The sequence below is a fragment of the Dorea chungnamensis genome (assembly GCF_039832125.1).
GTDB lineage: Bacteria > Bacillota > Clostridia > Lachnospirales > Lachnospiraceae > JAFBIX01.
This window is the reverse complement of sequence record NZ_JBDOHT010000011.1, coordinates 91,933-110,799: the sequence shown is the minus strand read 5'-3', so window position 1 is coordinate 110,799 and position 18,867 is coordinate 91,933. Positions and strand designations below refer to the sequence as shown.

The window sequence follows — 18,867 nt, the reverse complement described above, 5'->3', positions numbered from 1 at the left end:
CAAGGCATAGTATCCTCTATGTCCAATGTTTATGTCCATTTCTCGCAAATTTCTTTTCCTGCACGATATTCAGTTGTCAATTTTCGCTTGGAATCTCATTCATTGAGATTCCGAGAAGTTATATATTTTTCAGAGATAAATAGACTCTCGGGGACTTTTATCATAATAAAAAAGCCTTCATCCCTCCTACAAGGGACAAAAGCTTCAAATTCTTCTGCGGTACCACTCAAATTGCCATATTACCGGCCTCTCAATTATGTACTATCATACATACCCTGTTGATAACGGATAGGGCTCCCGTCAGCATCTACTCCCGAATACGGTTTCAAACTGCTCTCACAAGTCCATTCAATAAAGACTCTTACTGCTGCCATCCCACCACCGGCAACTCTCTGGGAATAAATATCTTTATCTACTTCTCTTGTTCATCGATTTATCTCTTTACTACAGTGAAGTATAGGTCTTTTTCTTATATTTGTCAAGAGATGACTTTTAAATTTCGCTTATTTCTTCTTTGAATCCTTCTCCTACTACTTCGTTTGACTCCATAATAATCGTAAAGGCCTGTGGGTCAATCTGTCGGACCATCTTTTTGATTGTATACATCTGTTTGTTATTGCATGCACACATTACAACATCTTTCTTTTTCTTCGAATAGCTTCCCATTCCCTGAAGAATGGTGGAGCCTCTGCCGGAATATTCGTCGATTTGTTCTGCGACTTCATCTCCATGTTCTGTCACGATCAACGTCATCTTTCCTTCATCGATACCGTACATGATTCTGTCCATCACAATTGCCATCAAATAGGTAACTATGATTCCATAAATCAGTCCGTCTACATCTTTAAAGACCAGAATCGTTCCCAGGAGAATCGTACAGATATCAAAACCGAATGTGATGACTCCAAGTGTCATATGCGGCTTTACTTTCTTGATTGCCATTGATATAAAGTCCTGGCCGCCGGTGGAAGAACCACGCATAAATATTGCAGCGTAGCCAATCCCACATAAAACCCCCATGCATAACGCAGCAAGCAGACGGCTTCCATTGTATACAGGGAACATTGGTGCTACATAATCCATTAAGATAGATGATATAATCATACTTTTCACGGATTTTAAGAAAAATGTTCTTCCTAAAAATTTATAACAGAAGATGGAAACCGGAATGTTCAGTAAGATTGTTCCGATACCTACCGGGATTCGGAATAAGTGATAGAGAATAATTGCGATTCCGGAAAATCCGGCCACCGGAAAATTCGCATTTAATGCGAAATTATAAACTCCAATTGCAATAACCATGCCAGCCACAACATCCACCAAAATATCCATCGCCAGCTCTTTTACTTTTGTCTGATTCATGCGAAAACCTCCTTCTATTTCATAGCAAAATACCCATATTAACGCAAAAAAGAACAGCTACAAACTATAATAAATATAATTCGCATCTGCTCTTCTGATTATCAGTATATCTTTATCAAATTTTTTTGTCAACACCACCAGCAGAAGTTTGTCCTTTTTGTACAATCTCTTTTCCATATTTCTTGCGCACTTTATCTAAAGCGGCATCCAATCTGGCAATTTTTTTCTCTCGCCGGATCTCTTCTTCGGATTTGACGGGAATGTCAAAAATACTTAATTGCTGCGGCTCGCTCTCTTCGACAAGCTTCGAGCTTCGGATTCCCAATAATCTGATTGGTTCGCCATTCCACAACTCTCGGAACAATTGCATTGCCGCCATATATATGTCTTTCTTCTGATTGATAGCCTGTTCCACCTGCTTTTGATGAGATACGCTTGTAAATGTGTGATATTTGATCTCCACACTCAGCATTCCTGCCTTTTGTCCGGCATTCCGAAGTCTTCTGGAAACACTTTCCGCCAGTTCATTCAGAATCCTACCGGCTTCCTCTTCCGTCTCGACATCCTTTGGCAACGTCACGGAATTTCCGATTCCCTTGGCCTCTGCTTTCTCCTTCTCTACCCTGGACTCGTCCATCCCATTGGCAAATTCCCACAGTTTTCTCCCGTGGCTTTTCAAATGCAATTCTAATATGGCGGGATCTGTATTGGCAAGGTCTCCGATCGTATGGATTTCCAGTTTATTCAGTGTCTCCACACTGGAGCGGCCCGCCATGAATAATTCTCGTACCGGAAGCGGCCACATTTTCACCGGAATCTCTTCCGGGAACAACGTATGCACTTTATTCGGTTTTTCAAAATCAGATGCCATCTTCGCCAGCAGCTTATTACTGGATATTCCCACATTGACAGTAAAGCCAAATCTTCGGTACACTTCATTCTTGATCTCCATGGCTCCCTCTACCGGGGAACTGTAATTTCCGGCGATCTCTGTAAAGTCCATATAACACTCATCCACACTGACCTGTTCAATCTGATCCGTGTAACTTCTCAGAAAAACCATCAGCCGCTCACTATATTGATGATATAACTTATGATCTGGCGGCGCTGTCACAAGATTAGGACACTTGCGAAAGGCATTCGCAACAGGTTCTCCCGTACGAATGCCATACTTCTTCGCAGGAACAGACTTCGCCAGAACCACTCCGTGCCGGGACTTCTGATCTCCGCCGATAATGGACGGAATGGTCCGAAGATCTACTTCTGCGCCATTTTTCAATTGTTCTACCGCTGTCCAGCTAAGATAAGCGGAATTTACATCGATATGAAATATGATTGACACTTTCGACCTAACTCCTTGCCGTTAGTCTGCCATTTTCCACGTCTATCACAATCGTATCCTGTGCACCCACATCCCCTTGAAGCATTAATTTTGCAGCAAGAGTCTCCACATTCTTCTGCAGATAACGCTTCAGCGGACGTGCTCCGTAAGTTGGATCATAACCGGCATCCACGATATAACTCTTTGCCGCATCCGTAAGTGCAATCTGAATCTCTTTGTCATCCAGACGCTTGTTGACATCTGCTATTAATAAGTCAATAATGTCATAAATATTATCTTTCGTCAATGGTTTGAACATAATCGTCTCATCCAGACGATTCAGGAATTCCGGTCTGAAATGTGCCCGTAATTCTTCCATAACTGCCTGCTGGCTTGCTTCACTGATATTTCCCTGTTCATCAATACCGTCCAGCAGATAAGAAGAGCCGATATTAGAGGTCATGATCAGAATCGTATTCTTGAAGTCCACGGTACGTCCCTGTGAATCCGTAATCCGTCCGTCATCCAATACTTGAAGCAATACATTAAATACATCTGGATGCGCTTTCTCAATCTCATCAAAAAGCACTACAGAATATGGTTTTCTGCGAACTGCCTCTGTAAGCTGACCGCCTTCATCATATCCAACATATCCCGGAGGCGCTCCGATCAGTCGAGACACCGAGTACTTCTCCATATACTCACTCATATCGATTCGTACCATATTGTTCTCGTCATCAAAGAGGCTTTCTGCCAACGCCTTGGCAAGCTCTGTCTTACCTACACCGGTAGGACCAAGGAACAGAAAAGAACCAATCGGTTTTGTCGGATCCTTAATTCCGGCTTTTGAACGGATAATTGCTTCGGTTACCAGCTCCACACCTTCATCCTGTCCGATAACACGCTTATGCAGTTCATCTGCCAGATGTAAAGTCTTGCTTCTCTCACTTTCATTCAGCTTAGCCACAGGAATCCCAGTCCATCGAGATACAATTCGCCCAATCTCTTCATCGGTTACACTTTCGTGAACCAGAGACATATCTTCATCCTTTACCTTCTCTTCCTCCGCTTCTAACTGCTTCTGCAACTGAGGCAGCCTTCCATACTGAAGCTCAGCTGCCTTCTCCAGATCATAAGAATGCTGCGCTTTCTCAATCTCTTTATTGACCTGTTCTATCTCTTCACGAATCTTCTGAACTCGTTCGATTCCAACCTTCTCATTATCCCATTGCGCTTTCTTTCCTGCGAACTCTTCTCTAAGCTCTGCAAGCTCCTGCTGCAGGTGTTCCAGCCGTTCCTTACTGAGACGGTCATCTTCTTTCTTAAGTGCAGCCTCTTCAATCTCCATCTGCATGATCTTACGCCGCAGTTCATCCAGCTCTGTCGGCATAGAATCCAGTTCTGTCTTAATCAGGGCACATGCCTCATCCACCAGGTCAATCGCCTTATCTGGTAAGAAACGATCGGAAATATAGCGATCTGACAATGTTGCCGCTGCTACCAGAGCACCATCTGTAATCTTCACGCCATGGAATACTTCATACCGCTCTTTCAGTCCACGCAGAATAGAAATGGCATCTTCCACGGTAGGCTCATCTACGGTTACCGGCTGGAAACGACGTTCCAGTGCAGCATCTTTCTCAATGTACTGACGATATTCATCCAGGGTCGTAGCACCGATACAGTGCAGCTCTCCTCTTGCCAGCATTGGTTTTAACATGTTGCCGGCATCCATGGCACCGTCTGTCTTACCTGCACCTACAATCGTATGGAGCTCATCAATGAAAAGAATAATTCTGCCGTCGCTGTTCTTTACTTCCTCCAGCACTGCTTTCAGACGTTCCTCGAACTCTCCACGATATTTCGCACCTGCTACCAGCGCACCCATATCCAGTGAGAATATGGTCTTATTCTTCAAGCCTTCCGGTACATCTCCACGCACAATACGCTGAGCAAGGCCTTCAACTACTGCCGTCTTACCTACTCCCGGTTCTCCGATCAAAACCGGATTATTCTTCGTTTTACGAGACAGAATACGAATCACATTACGGATCTCGGAATCACGTCCAATGACTGGATCCATCTTCTGCTCTCTGGCACGTTCTACAAGGTCAGAACCATATTTATTCAGAGTGTCATACGTATCCTCTGGATTATCGCTGGTCACGCGCTGATTGCCTCTGACTGTAGATAATGCCTGCAGGAATCCTTCCCTGCTGATTCCCATCTCCCGGAAAATCGTCTTAATCTCTTTGCTTGCATACTTCATAATGGACAAAAACAGATGTTCAACAGAAACATATTCATCTCCCATCTGCTTTGCCTCATCTTCCGCATGAACCAGTGCATTGTTCAGATCCTGTCCTACATACTGCTGTCCGCCTTGAACCTTCGGGCGCTTCCCGAGTGCTTCTTCCACCCGATTGATCATGCTGCTTTTATCGAGTCCCATCTTCTCAATCAGCTTGAGAATCAGACTGTCATCCTGCGTCAGCAATGTGTAGAGCAGATGTTCCTGTGCAATCTCCTGGTTGCCATAATCCAATGCCACACGTTCACAGCCTTGAACAGCCTGTAATGATTTTTGCGTAAATTTATTAATATTCATACTGACAACCTCCTATATAAAAAGCGTTATTGTTCTATTTACGATATAACAATAACGCTTTTTGTTAGCACTGTCAAGTGTTGAGTGCTAATATTTTCAGTTTTTTTGGAAATCATGTAAAGCTATTCCTTCAAAGAATAAATCCACATTGCTTTTATCTGGTCTGCAATCTCTGCATATACCCAAGTCTTATCACTGTTTTTCTGGCTAAACGGGTCATTGACCGTAACATTTCCACTTTCATACCCCGTTAACACGATGAAATGTCCAATTTTCGTAAAATCTCCTGGCCCTACACTGCAGATAATTGGATGTCCGGCTGTTAGTTCTGCGCTCACCTGTTCTTCCGAAAGCAACCCCTCGTAGCAGGACAGATTCCAGTTTGCTCCGGCCTCACTCATGAATTTCCAGTAAGTATCATTATTCTCATCTACATAAGAATTCTCCGTACCATATGCCGCCACTTTGGCAGGCGTAATCGACGGGTCTTCATTAAGTCCTGCCGCTACCATGGAAAGACAAGTAGGTCCACAGCCGCTGACGGCCACGATACTTGTTCCATAAGGTGCATATCCCCAACGTTCATCCCATTGGATCAGTTGTGGAATCTCTCCTGCTTCCAGATCATCCCCTATGGTATCAGCACTGGGGTCATCCTTTTTCTCGCCATAATCCTCTACAAAATCAATCGTTTCTTTATTCTTGCCCAGAAGATCGATGACACCTTCCGGATATCCATTTTCCTTGGCTTCCCTTTTTACACGCTCCAATCTCTGGGCTTCTGTTTCTACAGTCTCCTTCTCTTCTTTTTCTTGTTGTGTAATCTTCGTGGTTTCCTTTACTTCTGCTTCTTTTTTATGTCTTTGGATCTGGCAGCTTACCAGAGCCACGATAATCATTAACAAGACTCCCGCTATCACTAGCAATTGACGCCTTACTTGTTGCTTGCGTTTAGAATATTTCTTTCTTCTTTTTTGCTGGTACATCTAGTTATTCATCCTCTCGTTGATCTAAATCATTCAATGAATCTATATCATAACTATGTCCGATGACATAATCTCAGTTTGCAAAACTTCATGACAGTAATTATACTCCACCCGTGGTTATGTGACAACTTAAAGAATTCTTAATCCGTCCCAGAAAAAAATTTGAAAAATTTTTAACATTCTTTGATAATTTCCTCTTGCCTTTTTTCAAAAAAGATGGTATTATATAACTCGTTCACGAGAGTGATTTCAATTAACAATTTCATCGGGGTGTGGCTCAGCTTGGCTAGAGCGCCTGGTTTGGGACCAGGAGGTCGCAGGTTCGAATCCTGTCACCCCGATATTTATAACAACATGCGGGTGTAGTTCAATGGTAGAACACCAGCCTTCCAAGCTGGATACGTGGGTTCGATTCCCATCACCCGCTTTTTTCATGCTCTTTTTTACAACGGGCTCAAATTATCAATAATATTAAAAGGAGGCACATGTATGAAGATTGTATTTCTAGACGCCAAAACAATCGGAGATGATATTGATCTGTCTGGCTACGACCAACTGGGAGAAGTTGTAAAGTACGCTTTTTCTACTTCTGATGAGGTACCTGCCAGAGTCACTGATGCTGATGTTCTTGTTGTCAATAAAGTTCAGATTAACGAAACTACGATTGGACAGGCAAAAAACCTGAAACTTGTCTGTGTAACTGCAACAGGAACTAACAACCTGGATAAAGATTATCTGGACAGTCGCGGCATTGCCTGGCGTAATGTAGCTGGATATTCCACAGAATCTGTTGCGCAGCATACTTTTGCCATGCTTTTCTACTTATTAGAGAAATTGCGCTATTATGATGACTATGTAAAAAAAGGACACTATGTAAATGATACGATTTTTACACATTTTGCCGAACATTTTTATGAATTAAAAGGAAAGACCTGGGGTATTATCGGACTGGGCAATATCGGCAGACGAGTTGCCTCCATTGCTGAAGCATTTGGTTGTCATATCATCTACGCATCTCCATCTGGAAGTGCTCCACAAGACGGTTATCATCAGGTAGACATGGACACCTTACTGATGACCTCTGATATCATCTCCGTCCATGCCCCATTGAATCAATATACAGAGAATCTGATGGACGGTGCAGCGTTCCACAAGATGAAATCAACCTGCATATTTTTGAATCTCGGTCGAGGACCTATCGTCGTCGAGCAAGCTCTGGCAGATGCACTGAACTGCAAAGAGATTGCTGCTGCAGGTCTGGATGTATTATGTGTAGAACCGATGAGTCCCGATAATCCGCTTCTTGCTATCAAGGACAGTAAAAAACTGTTTATCACTCCACATGTCGCATGGGCAAGCATTGAAGCAAGAACACGATTAATGGATATTATTCTGGAACAGATCAAAGAATATTTTGCATAACAAAACAGGCGCCACGATGCAATACCGATTGCATCATGCCGCCTGTGTTTTATTTTCTTATATTACCTATCGCAGTAAGGAATGCTCCAATTGCAAGATAGAAATCTCCAAGATTAGCCGTCAGCTTCGCCAAAAACGAATTTTCCACACGAAAACCTATATAATCAATGACTTTTCCTCTTACCAGTCGGTCAAATATATTACTTGCCGCACCTGCACTTGCAATAGCAAGGCCTAACTTTTCCAGATAATGGCCTCTTCTCAAGAAAGCAAAGATATCATATCCCCAAAGTGACAGCCCGGCAAAAGCAGAAGCTCCTTTTACGACCTTTGGATGATGGTCTAATGCATTCAACAGGAATCCTCTGTTATAGACCTTGCGGACAACTAGCTTTCCACCGCAAAATTCTTTCTGTTCGCCATGTTCCAGATTCTCTTCTACATACTGTTTGAACAGTTCATCCAATCCAAGCAAACCGGCAAACAGCCCTGTCATCCATGAAAGCATCTACATTCCCTCTTTGATTCTTACAATCTCTTCTTCCTGCTTTTCCATCTCCTCTTCGCGCTTTTCAATCTCTTCGCACAAAGTAATGTAATCAGTGTCTGCGACTTCACCTTTCTGGAATTTGTCATATACCATACGTCCAATGTCCATCAGATCTCTTTCATTCGCACGTTTTAACGAACGTACATTACTTTTAATCTTTTGGATTTCCAGAGTATCTTCTGTCTTTTTCCCAATCTCGCCTGCTACATCTGATATTTTCTTTCCTAAATCTTCAAAAAAATCTGCCATATTCATCGTCTCCTTCTTATCTTCTGAATCCTGCCATCATTTTAACCGTCTGAGCGTATCCAACGACTGGAATAGATTCATCGTTCCATATCCCCACTCTCGATTCGGATATTCTACCATCGCACGCTGATCTGTTCCAAGAAGAATAATATTCCTTATCTGACTGGAATTCACTCCCCGCGCTTCCGGCTGTTCTAAGATCCATTCCATCAAAAGTGCTGCTGCTCCCGCAGCAATTCCTGTCGCTACACTAGATCCTGTTCTGGTTACAAAGCTTCCATTCAACCCAGCTCCGGTTACTTCGACTCCAGGCACCGCATAATCTGGTTTTATTAATCCATCTCTAGTATAACCTCTTCCAGAATTAATATCAACTCCATTCTCCCTCCCATTATAGTATGCTACAGTCATAGCATTTCTGCTTGTTCCGGGTTCCGTCAGCGTCGTGTCTGGATTTGCTTCAAGAAAATACACCTCACCTGCCAGAAATTCCTCGACTGGAAGCCATATATGAAATTCTCCCTCCAACATCTGTACAGGTTCCACATTAATGGTCCAGATTCCGGCAGAAGGGTTCCTGAATCGAAGAAATATCAGCTGGGAATCATTATTTTCCAATAATAATCTGTACTCCACATTCACTTCTGTCTTATCAAATATAAAATTGACACTATAAGTATAGCCTTGCCTCAATGATATGTGCCCTGTGCGTTCTCCCGTCGGCGATGTGATAGAGATGGTCATTACATTGGGAAGTGTCGTCCAAAGCTCTGCTGCAAACGCTCCTACACCAGAACCTACACGTAATTCAACATCTGTCTGCTCATTCATACTCTGAAATTGATGATAATAATGATGCCTCTGTACTGCCTCATTTCCCGTTCCGATCACCACACTTCGGTTCAAAATAGAAGCATATATATCAATCATGGATGACAAAAGGGTCGTACCATTATGTCCGCCGAAATTCGTTCCCAAGGCCACACATATAACCAACGGCATATTTTTTTTATTTGCCAATTGATTTAAATATTTCATTCCCAACATAATATCATTTTCCTGAAAGCAAACTGCATCCTGACGTACCGCATAGAATTCTTTCAGATAATTCTTGGCTGGCTTTAATTTTACTACACCGATTGACGCCTCTGGCGCAGCGCCAAGAAAGCGATTAGGCACATCCGCACTACCAGCTGCAACACTTGCAAGAAAGGTTCCATGTCCATCTTCATCCATGCTGGGAACAACCTCTAGAGGATCTTCCGTACGAAGAGCTTCATTGATCATATCTTCTGTATATTCACTTCCATAGTCTAAGTTCTCCGGAAGATTTCCGGTCTGAATTGTCTGATCCCAAATTCCTGCAATCCTTGTAGAGCCATCAATATTCCGGAATACCAAATTACGATAATCAATTCCTGTATCCACAAATCCAATCATAATCTGACTTCCCATCAGCTGCAGGGTAGGATAATTTTGTACTGCACTGATTCCGGCAGCATTCAAAGCCTCCATATCAAGAAGAGAATAACAATTTGGTATCGAGTTATACCAGTAATTACTATAATTCAGCGGTTTCAGAAGCGTATGATCAGCATAGATTACACGATAACCAAAATCTGCATTCTGGACACATGCATCTTCTGTCTGTACATTCAGAGTCTCTTCCCCGCGATAGAACGGCACGAGAAAATCCCGATAATCTTGCGAGAGAATCCTCTCTCTACATTCTTCTCTGTTCATAAAAATACCCCATATACTTTTTATAAAATATATGAGGTATTCTCCTGATTATTCTATTCTTGCGACCTCCTGACCTCTTAGCATAATGATCGGTCCGCCGGTTCCTTCTATGTATTCCTTTGTAATAATGACCTGACCAATATTGTCATCCTTTGGAATCTCATACATAATATCCAGCATAAATTCTTCGATGATTGCCCGAAGTGCCCTGGCGCCAGTATCTTTCTCCATCGCTTTTTTGGCAATTGCCTGCAGAGCTCCGTCATCAAATTCAAGTTTCACTTCATCCAACGCCAGAAGTTTCTGGTATTGCTTCAAGATCGCATTCTTAGGTTCTTTTAAGATCTTGACCATCATCTCTTCATTTAACCCCTGAAGGGTGAAGACGATTGGAAGACGTCCCAGGAATTCTGGAATCATTCCGAAGTTTCGCAGATCCTCTGTCGTCACTTTACTCAGAATATTCTTATCGTTATTATATTTATCCTTCAGATCTGCACCGAATCCAATCGTCGCTTGCTTCGTCAGACGTTCTTTAATAATTCCTTCCAGATCCGGGAATGCTCCGCCACAGATGAAGAGGATATTCTTTGTATTTACCGTAGTCAATGGCACCATCGCATTTTTACTGTTTGCTCCCACCGGAACTTCAACATCACTTCCTTCCAGAAGTTTCAGCATTCCTTGCTGTACAGATTCACCACTGACATCTCTCTGACTGGTATTTTTCTTCTTCGCAATCTTATCAATCTCATCGATAAAGATAATTCCCTGCTCCGCCTTCTCCACATCATTATCTGCGGCCGCCAGAAGCTTGGATACCACGCTTTCAATATCATCTCCTATATACCCTGCTTCTGTCAGAGATGTAGCATCTGTAATCGCAAGCGGCACATCCAATAATTTTGCCAGTGTCTTGACCAGATAAGTCTTACCAGAACCTGTAGGTCCGATCATCAACATATTGGACTTCTCAATCTCAATCTCATCCATCGTATCCGTTGCCACACGCTTATAATGATTATAGACTGCTACAGACATCGCTTTTTTCGCGTATTCCTGACCAACCACATAATCATCTAATTTGGCTTTGATCTTATGAGGAGCAGGTATATTCTGAATGTCAATCAGAGGTTTTCTCTCCTCTCCCTCTTTTTTCTTCTTTACTTTCTGCTTCTTTGGAACAGCCTGTTCCAGATCTGCCATATTCAGAATCTGCACTCCCGGCATATTCATCAACTGACTGAAATCAATCTGTCCACTCGTCATAGCATCAAAGCTCTTCTGCATACAATCATTACATACACAGATTCCATTCGGCAGATCAATCATCTTGCCCGTAATACTCTCTGGGCGTCTGCAGACAAAGCAGATCTTCTCATATTCATCCTCATGGTCTTTGGTATTCTCTACATCTTCCACTGTAGCCTCTACCTTTTCAATATCATTCTTATTATCCTGTTCAGACATGTTATTTCCCTCTTTCTAGCCCTCCTGATCTTCTTGTATCATATTTAGAAACATCTCTTCCGATATGATTGGAATTCCAAGTTCATTGGCCTTCTTATTCTTGGATGATGTAGACGTCACATCATTATTAATCAAATAATTGGTCTTAGAAGTAACGGAACCTGTCACCTTGCCGCCAAGACTTTCTATCAATTCTTTTACTTCTCCACGATTTGCAAAATGTTCGACACTTCCAGTAATCACAAAATTCACTCCTGCAAATATCTGTTTCCCTGATTCTGCCTCTTCCTTCGGAATATCTAACTCTGCCAACAGATCTCTCAATTGCTTTACATGACGTTCTGCGGAAAAATAATCTACGAATGCCCTTGCAATCACTTCTCCTACTCCTGATATTGCACTGAGATCTTCGGTCGTAGCCTGAAGCATCGCTTCTACATCATACTGAAATTCCTTACAGATCATCTTCGCATTCGCAAGACCGATATTGGCAATCCCAAGTGCATAGATGACTCTTGGCAGTGTTGTTGTTCTGGCCTTCTCTATACTTGCAATCAGATTCTGATATGATTTTTTGCCAAATCCATCCAACGTCTGTATCTCTTCCTGATAACGATCAAGATGAAATATATCTGCATATTCCTTGATATAACCTAATGCGATAAATTTCTCCAGTGTTGCTTCAGATAACCCCTCTATATTCAAAGCATCTCTACTGACAAACAAAGCAAATGATTTTACGTGTTTTGCCTGACATTCTGGATTCGTGCAATAGAGTGCTCTGGCATTACTGACCTGTCGAATCTCCGTTTTTCCCTGACAGACCGGGCACTGTGCAGGAATATCCTTCACCCCGCTGCGTGTCAGATTTCTTGCAATCTGTGGAATAATCATGTTCGCTTTATATACTTCTATGGTATCTCCAATTCCTAATTCCAGTTCTTCCATGATGCTGATATTATGGACACTTGCGCGACTTACCGTCGTTCCCTCTAATTCCACTGGTTCAAAGATAGCGACCGGATTAATCAGCCCCGTTCTGGAAGGACTCCACTCAATCTCGAGAAGCTTCGTCTCCCGAACTTCATCCGCCCACTTAAAGGCATATGAATCTCTTGGAAACTTGGAAGTTCGCCCCAGGGACTGACCGTACGCTATATCATCATATACTAACACAAGTCCATCGGATGGGAAATCATTCTCGGCAATTTTTTCTGAAAATTTAATAACTTCCTGCTCTACTGTGTCCGAAGTCACCTCATGGTATTCCACCACCTCGAATCCCTGTTCTTTCAGCCAATTCATCTGACAAGCTCTGGAATTATGAAAATCCACATTTTCTGCCTGCACAAGGGTAAATGCATAAAACTTAACGTTTCGCTTCGCTGTAATCTCGTTATTCAACTGACGAACAGAACCACTGCAAAGATTACGCGGATTTTTGTACCTTGCATCTACATCTTCAATTGCCTCGTTGATTCTCTCAAAATCCCGATATCCGATAATGGCTTCACCACGCAAAATTAATTCTCCCTGATATGCGATCTGAAGAGGAATATTTTTGAACACTTTGGCATTATTGGTAATGACTTCACCTACTTCACCATTTCCTCGGGTAACTGCTTTATACAATCTTCCCTCCCGATAAGTAAGGACAATCGTCAATCCATCCATCTTCCACGACATCAAAGCCTTCTGATTGCCCACAAATCTCTTCAGTTCTTCCACATCTTTCGTCTTATCTAAAGATAGCATCGGACTTTCATGCCGTTCTTTCGGCAACTCGCTTAACACTTCATATCCGACATTTACTGTAGGACTGTTAGATAACGTAATGCCTAATTCTTGCTCCAGTTCTTGCAGTTCATCATATAACTGGTCATACTCATAGTTACTCATGATTTCTTCTGCTTCCTGATAATATGCACGGCTCGCATTATTCAATAATTCTACCAGTTCCTGCATCCTGGCTTTCTTTGACTTGTTCATATAATTCTTTTAACTCCTGCTCTGTCAATTTTCTTACAGCACCTGTTTTCAGGCCGCCAAGTTTTACATTCATAATTCTTACTCTAACCAGTCTGGTCACCTTATATCCCAAAGCATCACACATTCTGCGGATCTGACGGTTCAATCCCTGGGTCAATATTATTGTAAATGTATATTTCCCTATCTTCTCCACTTTACATGGACGTGTGATAACATCCATTTTTTTCTCTCGGTCAATAATCCTCACACCCGATGCCATTTTATACACAAATTCATCCGTAATCGGTTGATTTACTGTAACTTTATACTCTTTTTCATGCCCGTATCTCGCCCGCATCATTCCATTGATCAAGTCTCCGTCATTGGTCATGATCAGAAGTCCCTCCGAGTCCTTATCCAGACGTCCGGCATAAGTCACTCGGACAGGGTAGTTCAGATAACGAATAATATTCTTTTTTTCTTTTTTATCTTCTGTACAAACAATCCCGGCAGGTTTGTTTACCGCCAGGACTATCTTTTCTGTATGATTTTTAATTACTTTCTTTCCAATCCGTACTTCCTGTCCCGGCTCTACTTTTGTTCCAGGACTTGCCATTTTCCCATCAACGGTCACTCGACCGCTCTCAATCAATCGGTCAGCCTCTCTTCTGGAACATACACCAGCATCACTTAGATATTTATTCAGTCTCACCATTTTGCAATACTCCACTGATACTATTATCTTCTACAAAGGTATTTCCATTATACAAAAAGAGTACACTAGTAATCTTATTTTCTTCCATAATTTCATGAATATCCCCATAATAATACCGTGGATCAATCACGATGATCTCGCGATAATATGGAGTCAGGAACGGGATCAGACAGTTCGCATAAGAATCCTTGAACAACAGCAAACGATCTGTGGTATCTGCAGTTGTCCGAATATCAACTGTCCCATAGTTACCTCCAAGGAACAATGCATATTTGTCCTTTTCCTCCAATTTAGATGCATCATACAAGGTTGCGGTCTTACGCTTCTCTTCTACATAGTTCACCACAATCTGCGGCCCTGCTCCTTCATCTTCTGATGTATAGATATAAATTGGCTCTTCATATCCCATCTCATACCCACTGGTAGAAGATAACGTCCCGTTAAATTCATTGGTTACTGCATATGCCTTTAATTCTGGTGCTTTGGATGAATCCAGTTTCATGGCATCTATCAGTGTCTGATAGGCATAATATGCTCCCAATGTCGTCCAGTGATGATCTGTATGATAATATATATTCTCTTTTTTGTGAGCTTTTAACACTTTACTTACATCCACCCAAGTCAGTTGATCTTCCAGTGACTTCTGTATTTCCAGAAAAATCTGATTCTGATCTTCTGTTACCGCGAATTGCGGAAGCTTATCTTCCAGAATATTTGCAGCATTTGGCACGAGCATCATATACATTGGAATATCATTATAAGTATTCTCGAACGCTTGGATTGCTTCGATATTCTGCTGCATCTGTTCTTCATCCGGCCTGGCAATATCCTCCAGAAGATAATGATCCTTCCCTTTGAATACACCATTTGACTCTCTTCTTCCGACAATCAGATCCACATGACTCTTGAGGGATACCCAAAAGTCTCTTCCCACAAACTGATCTGATTTGTATGATTCATACTGTTCCATGAATCTTCCGCTTTCAAGTCTACTTAATGTAAACTCTGGCTTCTGCTCCAGCATCCGATTCTCTTTCTCTGAGAATTCCTTATCTTGGGAAATCAGATTCATCAGACAGATCAATACCAGAATTCCCAGGAATGTCATGGCTGTCATTTTCTTCTTATGCAGTTTTTTCTTCTTACTGTCTTTCTGTTCCATAACTGCTCCTAAAATCTAAAATACAAGAATGGATTGTATGTCTCTGTCACCAGATATGCCACACACAACAAAAACAAAATTGCATACACCACACAATTTACAACAACACTCTTGCCACCCATTCTACGCAGGATCTGCTCATAGGTACGATGAACAACCGGAGTAGATCCCAGTATCAGTACAACCCACGATATGAGATTCGTTTTCAAAAGATACAGGCTCTCCTGATCCACCAGTCCATGGGCACCTGCTCCAAACATTACTTTTAGATAATCAGCCGCTCCTCCAAGACTTGGGCTAAAGAAGAATACCCATCCAATCATTACCAGCAGAATGCTATAGATACGTTTTACTATGTTGGGTAATTTTTCCAAAATCGCACCCAGAAAATATTTCTCTATAATCAAGATCACTCCATAATAGACTCCCCAGACAACAAAATTCCAGGCAGCACCATGCCAAAGTCCTGTAAGAAGCCAGACGATCAATAAATTGCGAATGTGTTTCGCGACGTTGACACGATTTCCTCCCAGAGGAATATAGAGATATTCCCGAAACCATGTTCCAAGAGAAATATGCCATCTGCGCCAGAATTCCGTAATACTTTTGGAAATATAAGGATAATTGAAGTTCTTCAGGAATTCAAATCCAAACATTTTCCCAAGACCAATAGCCATATCTGAATATCCGCTAAAATCAAAATATATCTGAAATGTATACGCCAGGCACCCAAGCCACGCCGTTAAAACGGAAACCTTTCCCTGCTGTAAAGTTAAGACTTCTGTGTGCACCATTCCTATCGTATTGGCAAGCAGCACCTTTTTTGAAAGGCCGCGAATAAAAAACATCGTTCCTTCCCCAAACTTTCCCCAGGATTCTTTTCTGACATGAAGCTGTCTCTCTATATCGGAATACTTTACGATTGGCCCGGCAATTAATTGTGGGAACATCGTAACATACAGTGCAAAATCCATAAGATTCTTCTGCACCTTTACATTACCTCGATAAACATCTATAATATAGGACAATATCTGAAATGTATAAAAAGAAATGCCGATCGGCAAAGCCAGTTCCTGATATGGTATCTGAACCGGGAGTACTGCATTCAGACTGTCTAACACAAATCCTTCGTATTTAAAGAATCCCAGAACGCATAGATTTACCACCAGATTAAACACCAGACTTTTCTTTGCCGCGCGTCGGTTCTGAAGGTTTCTCGCAATATCCAGCCCACTGACATAATTAAACAGAATGGAAAATATCATCAAAAATATATAGACCGGTTCTCCCCATGCATAAAATATCAGACTTGCGAAAAGCAAAACAGCGTTCTTAAGCTGTCTTGGTACCAGATAATATAAAATCAACACAATTGGTAAAAACGTAAATAAAAATACAATACTGCTAAATAACATTCTGTATGTTTCCTTCTCTATATGCTCTTTCTGAATGCTTCATATATCTGATCCGCATCCTTCGATATCGCTAATAATACATAATATCCTCTGCTGTCTGTCACCGCCGAATTAATCAGTTTTGTCTGCTCTGCTCCATATCCTTCAAAACTGTTCTTCTGCGTATGCAGGCGCTTCTGAATAGCTTTTTCAACATTCTCAGCCTGTGATTTATCCTTAAGCTTAATGACCAGAATCTCATTGACACTCATAACATCATTCGGGACATACAGCATTACTCCCTCATAATCATTAGCATTCAAGCCATAATACTTCTTCAAATCCTGCGTAGTTCCTTTGGTCATCCCTTTTGTTTCAGTAACCGCCAGAATATTCTCGCGTATCGTTTTTACCGAGACATCTTTGCCGCCTTCTTGTGACAGCAAGAATCCGATATAAACAAGAAGAACGATCACCATCGCATATTTCAATATATTCAGCAAATCTATCCTGTGCTTTTTCATTATAATTTTGCAACCTCCGCCATATGATCTACCCATTCCGTATAATAATCCGGTGCCATATGGATTCCATCTTCCGAATAATACTCTTCCTTTACCAGATCCGTATTATCAATAAATATCACATCTTCCTCTTCACACAGTTTTTCCAGTTCTTCGTTAAACTCCGTAATATTGCCATACCACTCATTATTGTCTATCACAAACTGTTGAACCGGAAGGATACTGTTTACATATATACGAGTATCCGGCAAAGCCTCTCTTAATCTATCCAACACACTCTTATATTTTTCTATAAAAAGATCTACATCCCCTCTGGATGCTTCAATATCATTCATCCCATACGCAAGAAACAATACCTGTGGTTGTAACTCAATTGCCTTCGTCAGATGCTCTTCTATCTTGTTGACTTCTGAATCACATACCCCGGCTCCTCTGTCTGCCTGAACATTTTCCTGATTCAATACACCATATTCATATAATCCCTGTGTCACTGAGTCACCGATTACAAAAGCATTGGCAAATTTCTCACTGGCCGGCCGGCTGGCCCACTCTTCATCTGCTTCCTGTTCTGCTTTTTCCAGCTCCTGAATCTGTCTGTCCACTTCACTTATATCCGTCTTCTCCATCTGATGAAGTCTCTGAATTCCAGCTTCTGTATCTGCCTTTGGATTCATAAGCCTTACCACAACAATAATCGCACCGACAATGAGCAGTGCAATCACGACAGTCACTGCAATGCGCAGAACATGGTCTTTTTCTTCAATTTTTACAGATTTTCTTTTGTTCTCTTTTTTCACGTTAACTGTGCTCTCCCTATAAAAACAGTTCAAAGATATTGTACTGTTTTTCCCTATAAAAGTCAAACATATGCTATACTATTAACCAAAGTCAAAAAGGAGTTTTTCATATGAATATATTCACATTATCAGCCAAATCCTGTATGTCTCATCTACTCTTAAAAGATACCTTCGACCGGTTCTCTTTTATCGAAAGCGAGATTACAACCTTTAATAAATTCACCATCGACGGATACCTTCACAAAGACTTCTATGATGAAGCCCCTGAACGGTCTTATGCTTATTGGAAGGATGTTCGCGAATATTGCTTCAGTATCATCCGCGGCAAACGTACCCCATTGAATTTTAAAATCGTTCTCTCCCTTGCCCAGGAAACCTTTGCTGCCTTTCTTGCGGATCATCAGCTTGACGGTTATCGCCCGGAAGAGATCCAGGGACTCTATCTGAACTTCCATTATGATGGTTCTACCCTGCAGTGCATTACCGGAATCTCCATGCATACCTTTACACTGGACAAGACACTGGAGCACGAATGGGATGAATATGCACAGACATTGCTGGCAGAGATGATTGAATAATGACAGCAAAAAATAGCC

16 protein-coding genes, 2 tRNA genes and 1 other annotated feature are annotated in these 18,867 nt (G+C 41.7%); of the genes, 4 read left to right on the top strand and 14 right to left on the bottom strand.

The genetic code is table 11. From position 1 onward, the window contains the following. Positions 1-188: 188 nt before the first annotated feature. Positions 189-438 (bottom strand) — a binding site (T-box leader). Positions 439-492: 54 nt separating this feature from the next. The 4 genes from ABE613_RS10900 to ABE613_RS10885 all read right to left on the bottom strand — a co-directional run bounded on the left by ABE613_RS10900 (position 493) and on the right by ABE613_RS10885 (position 6,277). Continuing rightward, positions 493-1,362 carry a YitT family protein gene (locus tag ABE613_RS10900; protein ID WP_347376374.1) on the bottom strand — a complete coding sequence of 290 codons (870 nt, stop codon included), beginning with the start codon at positions 1,360-1,362 and terminating at the stop codon, positions 493-495. 115 nt (positions 1,363-1,477) lie between these two features. Then, a complete protein-coding gene (locus ABE613_RS10895; RefSeq protein WP_235232601.1) occupies positions 1,478-2,704 on the bottom strand; it encodes a Y-family DNA polymerase in 1,227 nt (408 codons plus the stop codon). A gap of 7 nt (positions 2,705-2,711) precedes the next feature. Beyond that, positions 2,712-5,291 (bottom strand): ATP-dependent chaperone ClpB, encoded by a 2,580-nt coding sequence (clpB, locus tag ABE613_RS10890; RefSeq protein ID WP_347376373.1) that lies wholly within the window; start codon positions 5,289-5,291, stop codon positions 2,712-2,714. Positions 5,292-5,413: 122 nt separating this feature from the next. Continuing rightward, the gene (locus ABE613_RS10885) at positions 5,414-6,277 is read right to left on the bottom strand and encodes a C39 family peptidase (RefSeq protein WP_235232603.1); all 864 of its coding nucleotides are present in this window, start codon (positions 6,275-6,277) and stop codon (positions 5,414-5,416) included. A 266-nt stretch (positions 6,278-6,543) separates the two neighbouring features. On the opposite strand from ABE613_RS10885, the gene ABE613_RS10880 reads away from it, so the two are divergent. The 3 genes from ABE613_RS10880 to ABE613_RS10870 all read left to right on the top strand — a co-directional run bounded on the left by ABE613_RS10880 (position 6,544) and on the right by ABE613_RS10870 (position 7,699). Beyond that, positions 6,544-6,618 (top strand) — tRNA-Pro (locus ABE613_RS10880). A gap of 15 nt (positions 6,619-6,633) precedes the next feature. After that, positions 6,634-6,704: transfer RNA gene (locus ABE613_RS10875), tRNA-Gly, on the top strand. Between the two features lie 62 nt (positions 6,705-6,766). Beyond that, positions 6,767-7,699 (top strand): D-2-hydroxyacid dehydrogenase, encoded by a 933-nt coding sequence (locus tag ABE613_RS10870; protein WP_235232604.1) that lies wholly within the window; start codon positions 6,767-6,769, stop codon positions 7,697-7,699. 49 nt (positions 7,700-7,748) lie between these two features. Here ABE613_RS10870 and ABE613_RS10865 read toward each other — a convergent pair whose 3' ends face one another. The 10 genes from ABE613_RS10865 to ABE613_RS10820 are packed head-to-tail and all read right to left on the bottom strand — an operon-like array spanning position 7,749 to position 18,271. Next, on the bottom strand, positions 7,749-8,207 hold the full coding sequence (locus ABE613_RS10865; protein WP_235232605.1) for a signal peptidase II: 459 nt from the start codon (positions 8,205-8,207) through the stop codon (positions 7,749-7,751). Further along, positions 8,208-8,498, bottom strand: a complete 291-nt coding sequence (locus ABE613_RS10860; RefSeq protein WP_235232606.1) for a hypothetical protein — start codon at positions 8,496-8,498, stop codon at positions 8,208-8,210. 36 nt (positions 8,499-8,534) lie between these two features. Continuing rightward, positions 8,535-10,241: a S8 family peptidase gene (locus ABE613_RS10855; protein ID WP_347376372.1), complete on the bottom strand. Its 1,707-nt coding sequence runs from the start codon at positions 10,239-10,241 to the stop codon at positions 8,535-8,537. Between the two features lie 48 nt (positions 10,242-10,289). Beyond that, the gene (gene clpX / locus ABE613_RS10850) at positions 10,290-11,711 is read right to left on the bottom strand and encodes an ATP-dependent Clp protease ATP-binding subunit ClpX (protein WP_347376371.1); all 1,422 of its coding nucleotides are present in this window, start codon (positions 11,709-11,711) and stop codon (positions 10,290-10,292) included. A gap of 15 nt (positions 11,712-11,726) precedes the next feature. After that, complete coding sequence (ligA, locus tag ABE613_RS10845; RefSeq protein ID WP_510182355.1) at positions 11,727-13,700, bottom strand: NAD-dependent DNA ligase LigA; 1,974 nt, start codon at positions 13,698-13,700, stop codon at positions 11,727-11,729. Further along, positions 13,648-14,394: a pseudouridine synthase gene (locus ABE613_RS10840; protein ID WP_235232609.1), complete on the bottom strand. Its 747-nt coding sequence runs from the start codon at positions 14,392-14,394 to the stop codon at positions 13,648-13,650. Before ABE613_RS10840 ends, ligA begins: the two co-directional genes overlap by 53 nt. Further along, the gene (locus ABE613_RS10835) at positions 14,378-15,556 is read right to left on the bottom strand and encodes a DHHW family protein (RefSeq protein WP_235232610.1); all 1,179 of its coding nucleotides are present in this window, start codon (positions 15,554-15,556) and stop codon (positions 14,378-14,380) included. The genes ABE613_RS10840 and ABE613_RS10835 overlap by 17 nt, the downstream gene beginning before the upstream one ends. A gap of 8 nt (positions 15,557-15,564) precedes the next feature. Then, positions 15,565-16,971: an MBOAT family O-acyltransferase gene (locus tag ABE613_RS10830; RefSeq protein ID WP_235232611.1), complete on the bottom strand. Its 1,407-nt coding sequence runs from the start codon at positions 16,969-16,971 to the stop codon at positions 15,565-15,567. A 17-nt stretch (positions 16,972-16,988) separates the two neighbouring features. Next, entirely contained in the window at positions 16,989-17,474 is a 486-nt protein-coding gene (locus tag ABE613_RS10825; RefSeq protein ID WP_235232612.1) for a DUF4358 domain-containing protein, read from the bottom strand. Continuing rightward, entirely contained in the window at positions 17,474-18,271 is a 798-nt protein-coding gene (locus ABE613_RS10820) for a GDSL-type esterase/lipase family protein (RefSeq protein ID WP_235232613.1), read from the bottom strand. Before ABE613_RS10820 ends, ABE613_RS10825 begins: the two co-directional genes overlap by 1 nt. Positions 18,272-18,381: 110 nt before the next feature. On the opposite strand from ABE613_RS10820, the gene ABE613_RS10815 reads away from it, so the two are divergent. Continuing rightward, on the top strand, positions 18,382-18,849 hold the full coding sequence (locus ABE613_RS10815; protein WP_235232614.1) for a DUF5721 family protein: 468 nt from the start codon (positions 18,382-18,384) through the stop codon (positions 18,847-18,849). The last annotated feature ends 18 nt before the right edge of the window (positions 18,850-18,867 follow it).

What these genes read in the sequence shown, in the direction of transcription:
- ABE613_RS10840 (WP_235232609.1), bottom strand. Translation starts at nt 14,394, where the DNA reads ATGGTGAGACTGAATAAATATCTAAGTGATGCTGGTGTATGTTCCAGA.
- ABE613_RS10825 (WP_235232612.1), bottom strand. Translation starts at nt 17,474, where the DNA reads ATGAAAAAGCACAGGATAGATTTGCTGAATATATTGAAATATGCGATG.
- clpB (WP_347376373.1), bottom strand. Translation starts at nt 5,291, where the DNA reads ATGAATATTAATAAATTTACGCAAAAATCATTACAGGCTGTTCAAGGC.
- ABE613_RS10870 (WP_235232604.1), top strand. Translation starts at nt 6,767, where the DNA reads ATGAAGATTGTATTTCTAGACGCCAAAACAATCGGAGATGATATTGAT.
- ABE613_RS10855 (WP_347376372.1), bottom strand. Translation starts at nt 10,241, where the DNA reads ATGAACAGAGAAGAATGTAGAGAGAGGATTCTCTCGCAAGATTATCGG.
- ABE613_RS10900 (WP_347376374.1), bottom strand. Translation starts at nt 1,362, where the DNA reads ATGAATCAGACAAAAGTAAAAGAGCTGGCGATGGATATTTTGGTGGAT.
- ABE613_RS10860 (WP_235232606.1), bottom strand. Translation starts at nt 8,498, where the DNA reads ATGGCAGATTTTTTTGAAGATTTAGGAAAGAAAATATCAGATGTAGCA.
- ABE613_RS10885 (WP_235232603.1), bottom strand. Translation starts at nt 6,277, where the DNA reads ATGTACCAGCAAAAAAGAAGAAAGAAATATTCTAAACGCAAGCAACAA.
- ligA (WP_510182355.1), bottom strand. Translation starts at nt 13,700, where the DNA reads ATGAACAAGTCAAAGAAAGCCAGGATGCAGGAACTGGTAGAATTATTG.
- ABE613_RS10865 (WP_235232605.1), bottom strand. Translation starts at nt 8,207, where the DNA reads ATGCTTTCATGGATGACAGGGCTGTTTGCCGGTTTGCTTGGATTGGAT.
- clpX (WP_347376371.1), bottom strand. Translation starts at nt 11,711, where the DNA reads ATGTCTGAACAGGATAATAAGAATGATATTGAAAAGGTAGAGGCTACA.
- ABE613_RS10835 (WP_235232610.1), bottom strand. Translation starts at nt 15,556, where the DNA reads ATGGAACAGAAAGACAGTAAGAAGAAAAAACTGCATAAGAAGAAAATG.
- ABE613_RS10830 (WP_235232611.1), bottom strand. Translation starts at nt 16,971, where the DNA reads ATGTTATTTAGCAGTATTGTATTTTTATTTACGTTTTTACCAATTGTG.
- ABE613_RS10815 (WP_235232614.1), top strand. Translation starts at nt 18,382, where the DNA reads ATGAATATATTCACATTATCAGCCAAATCCTGTATGTCTCATCTACTC.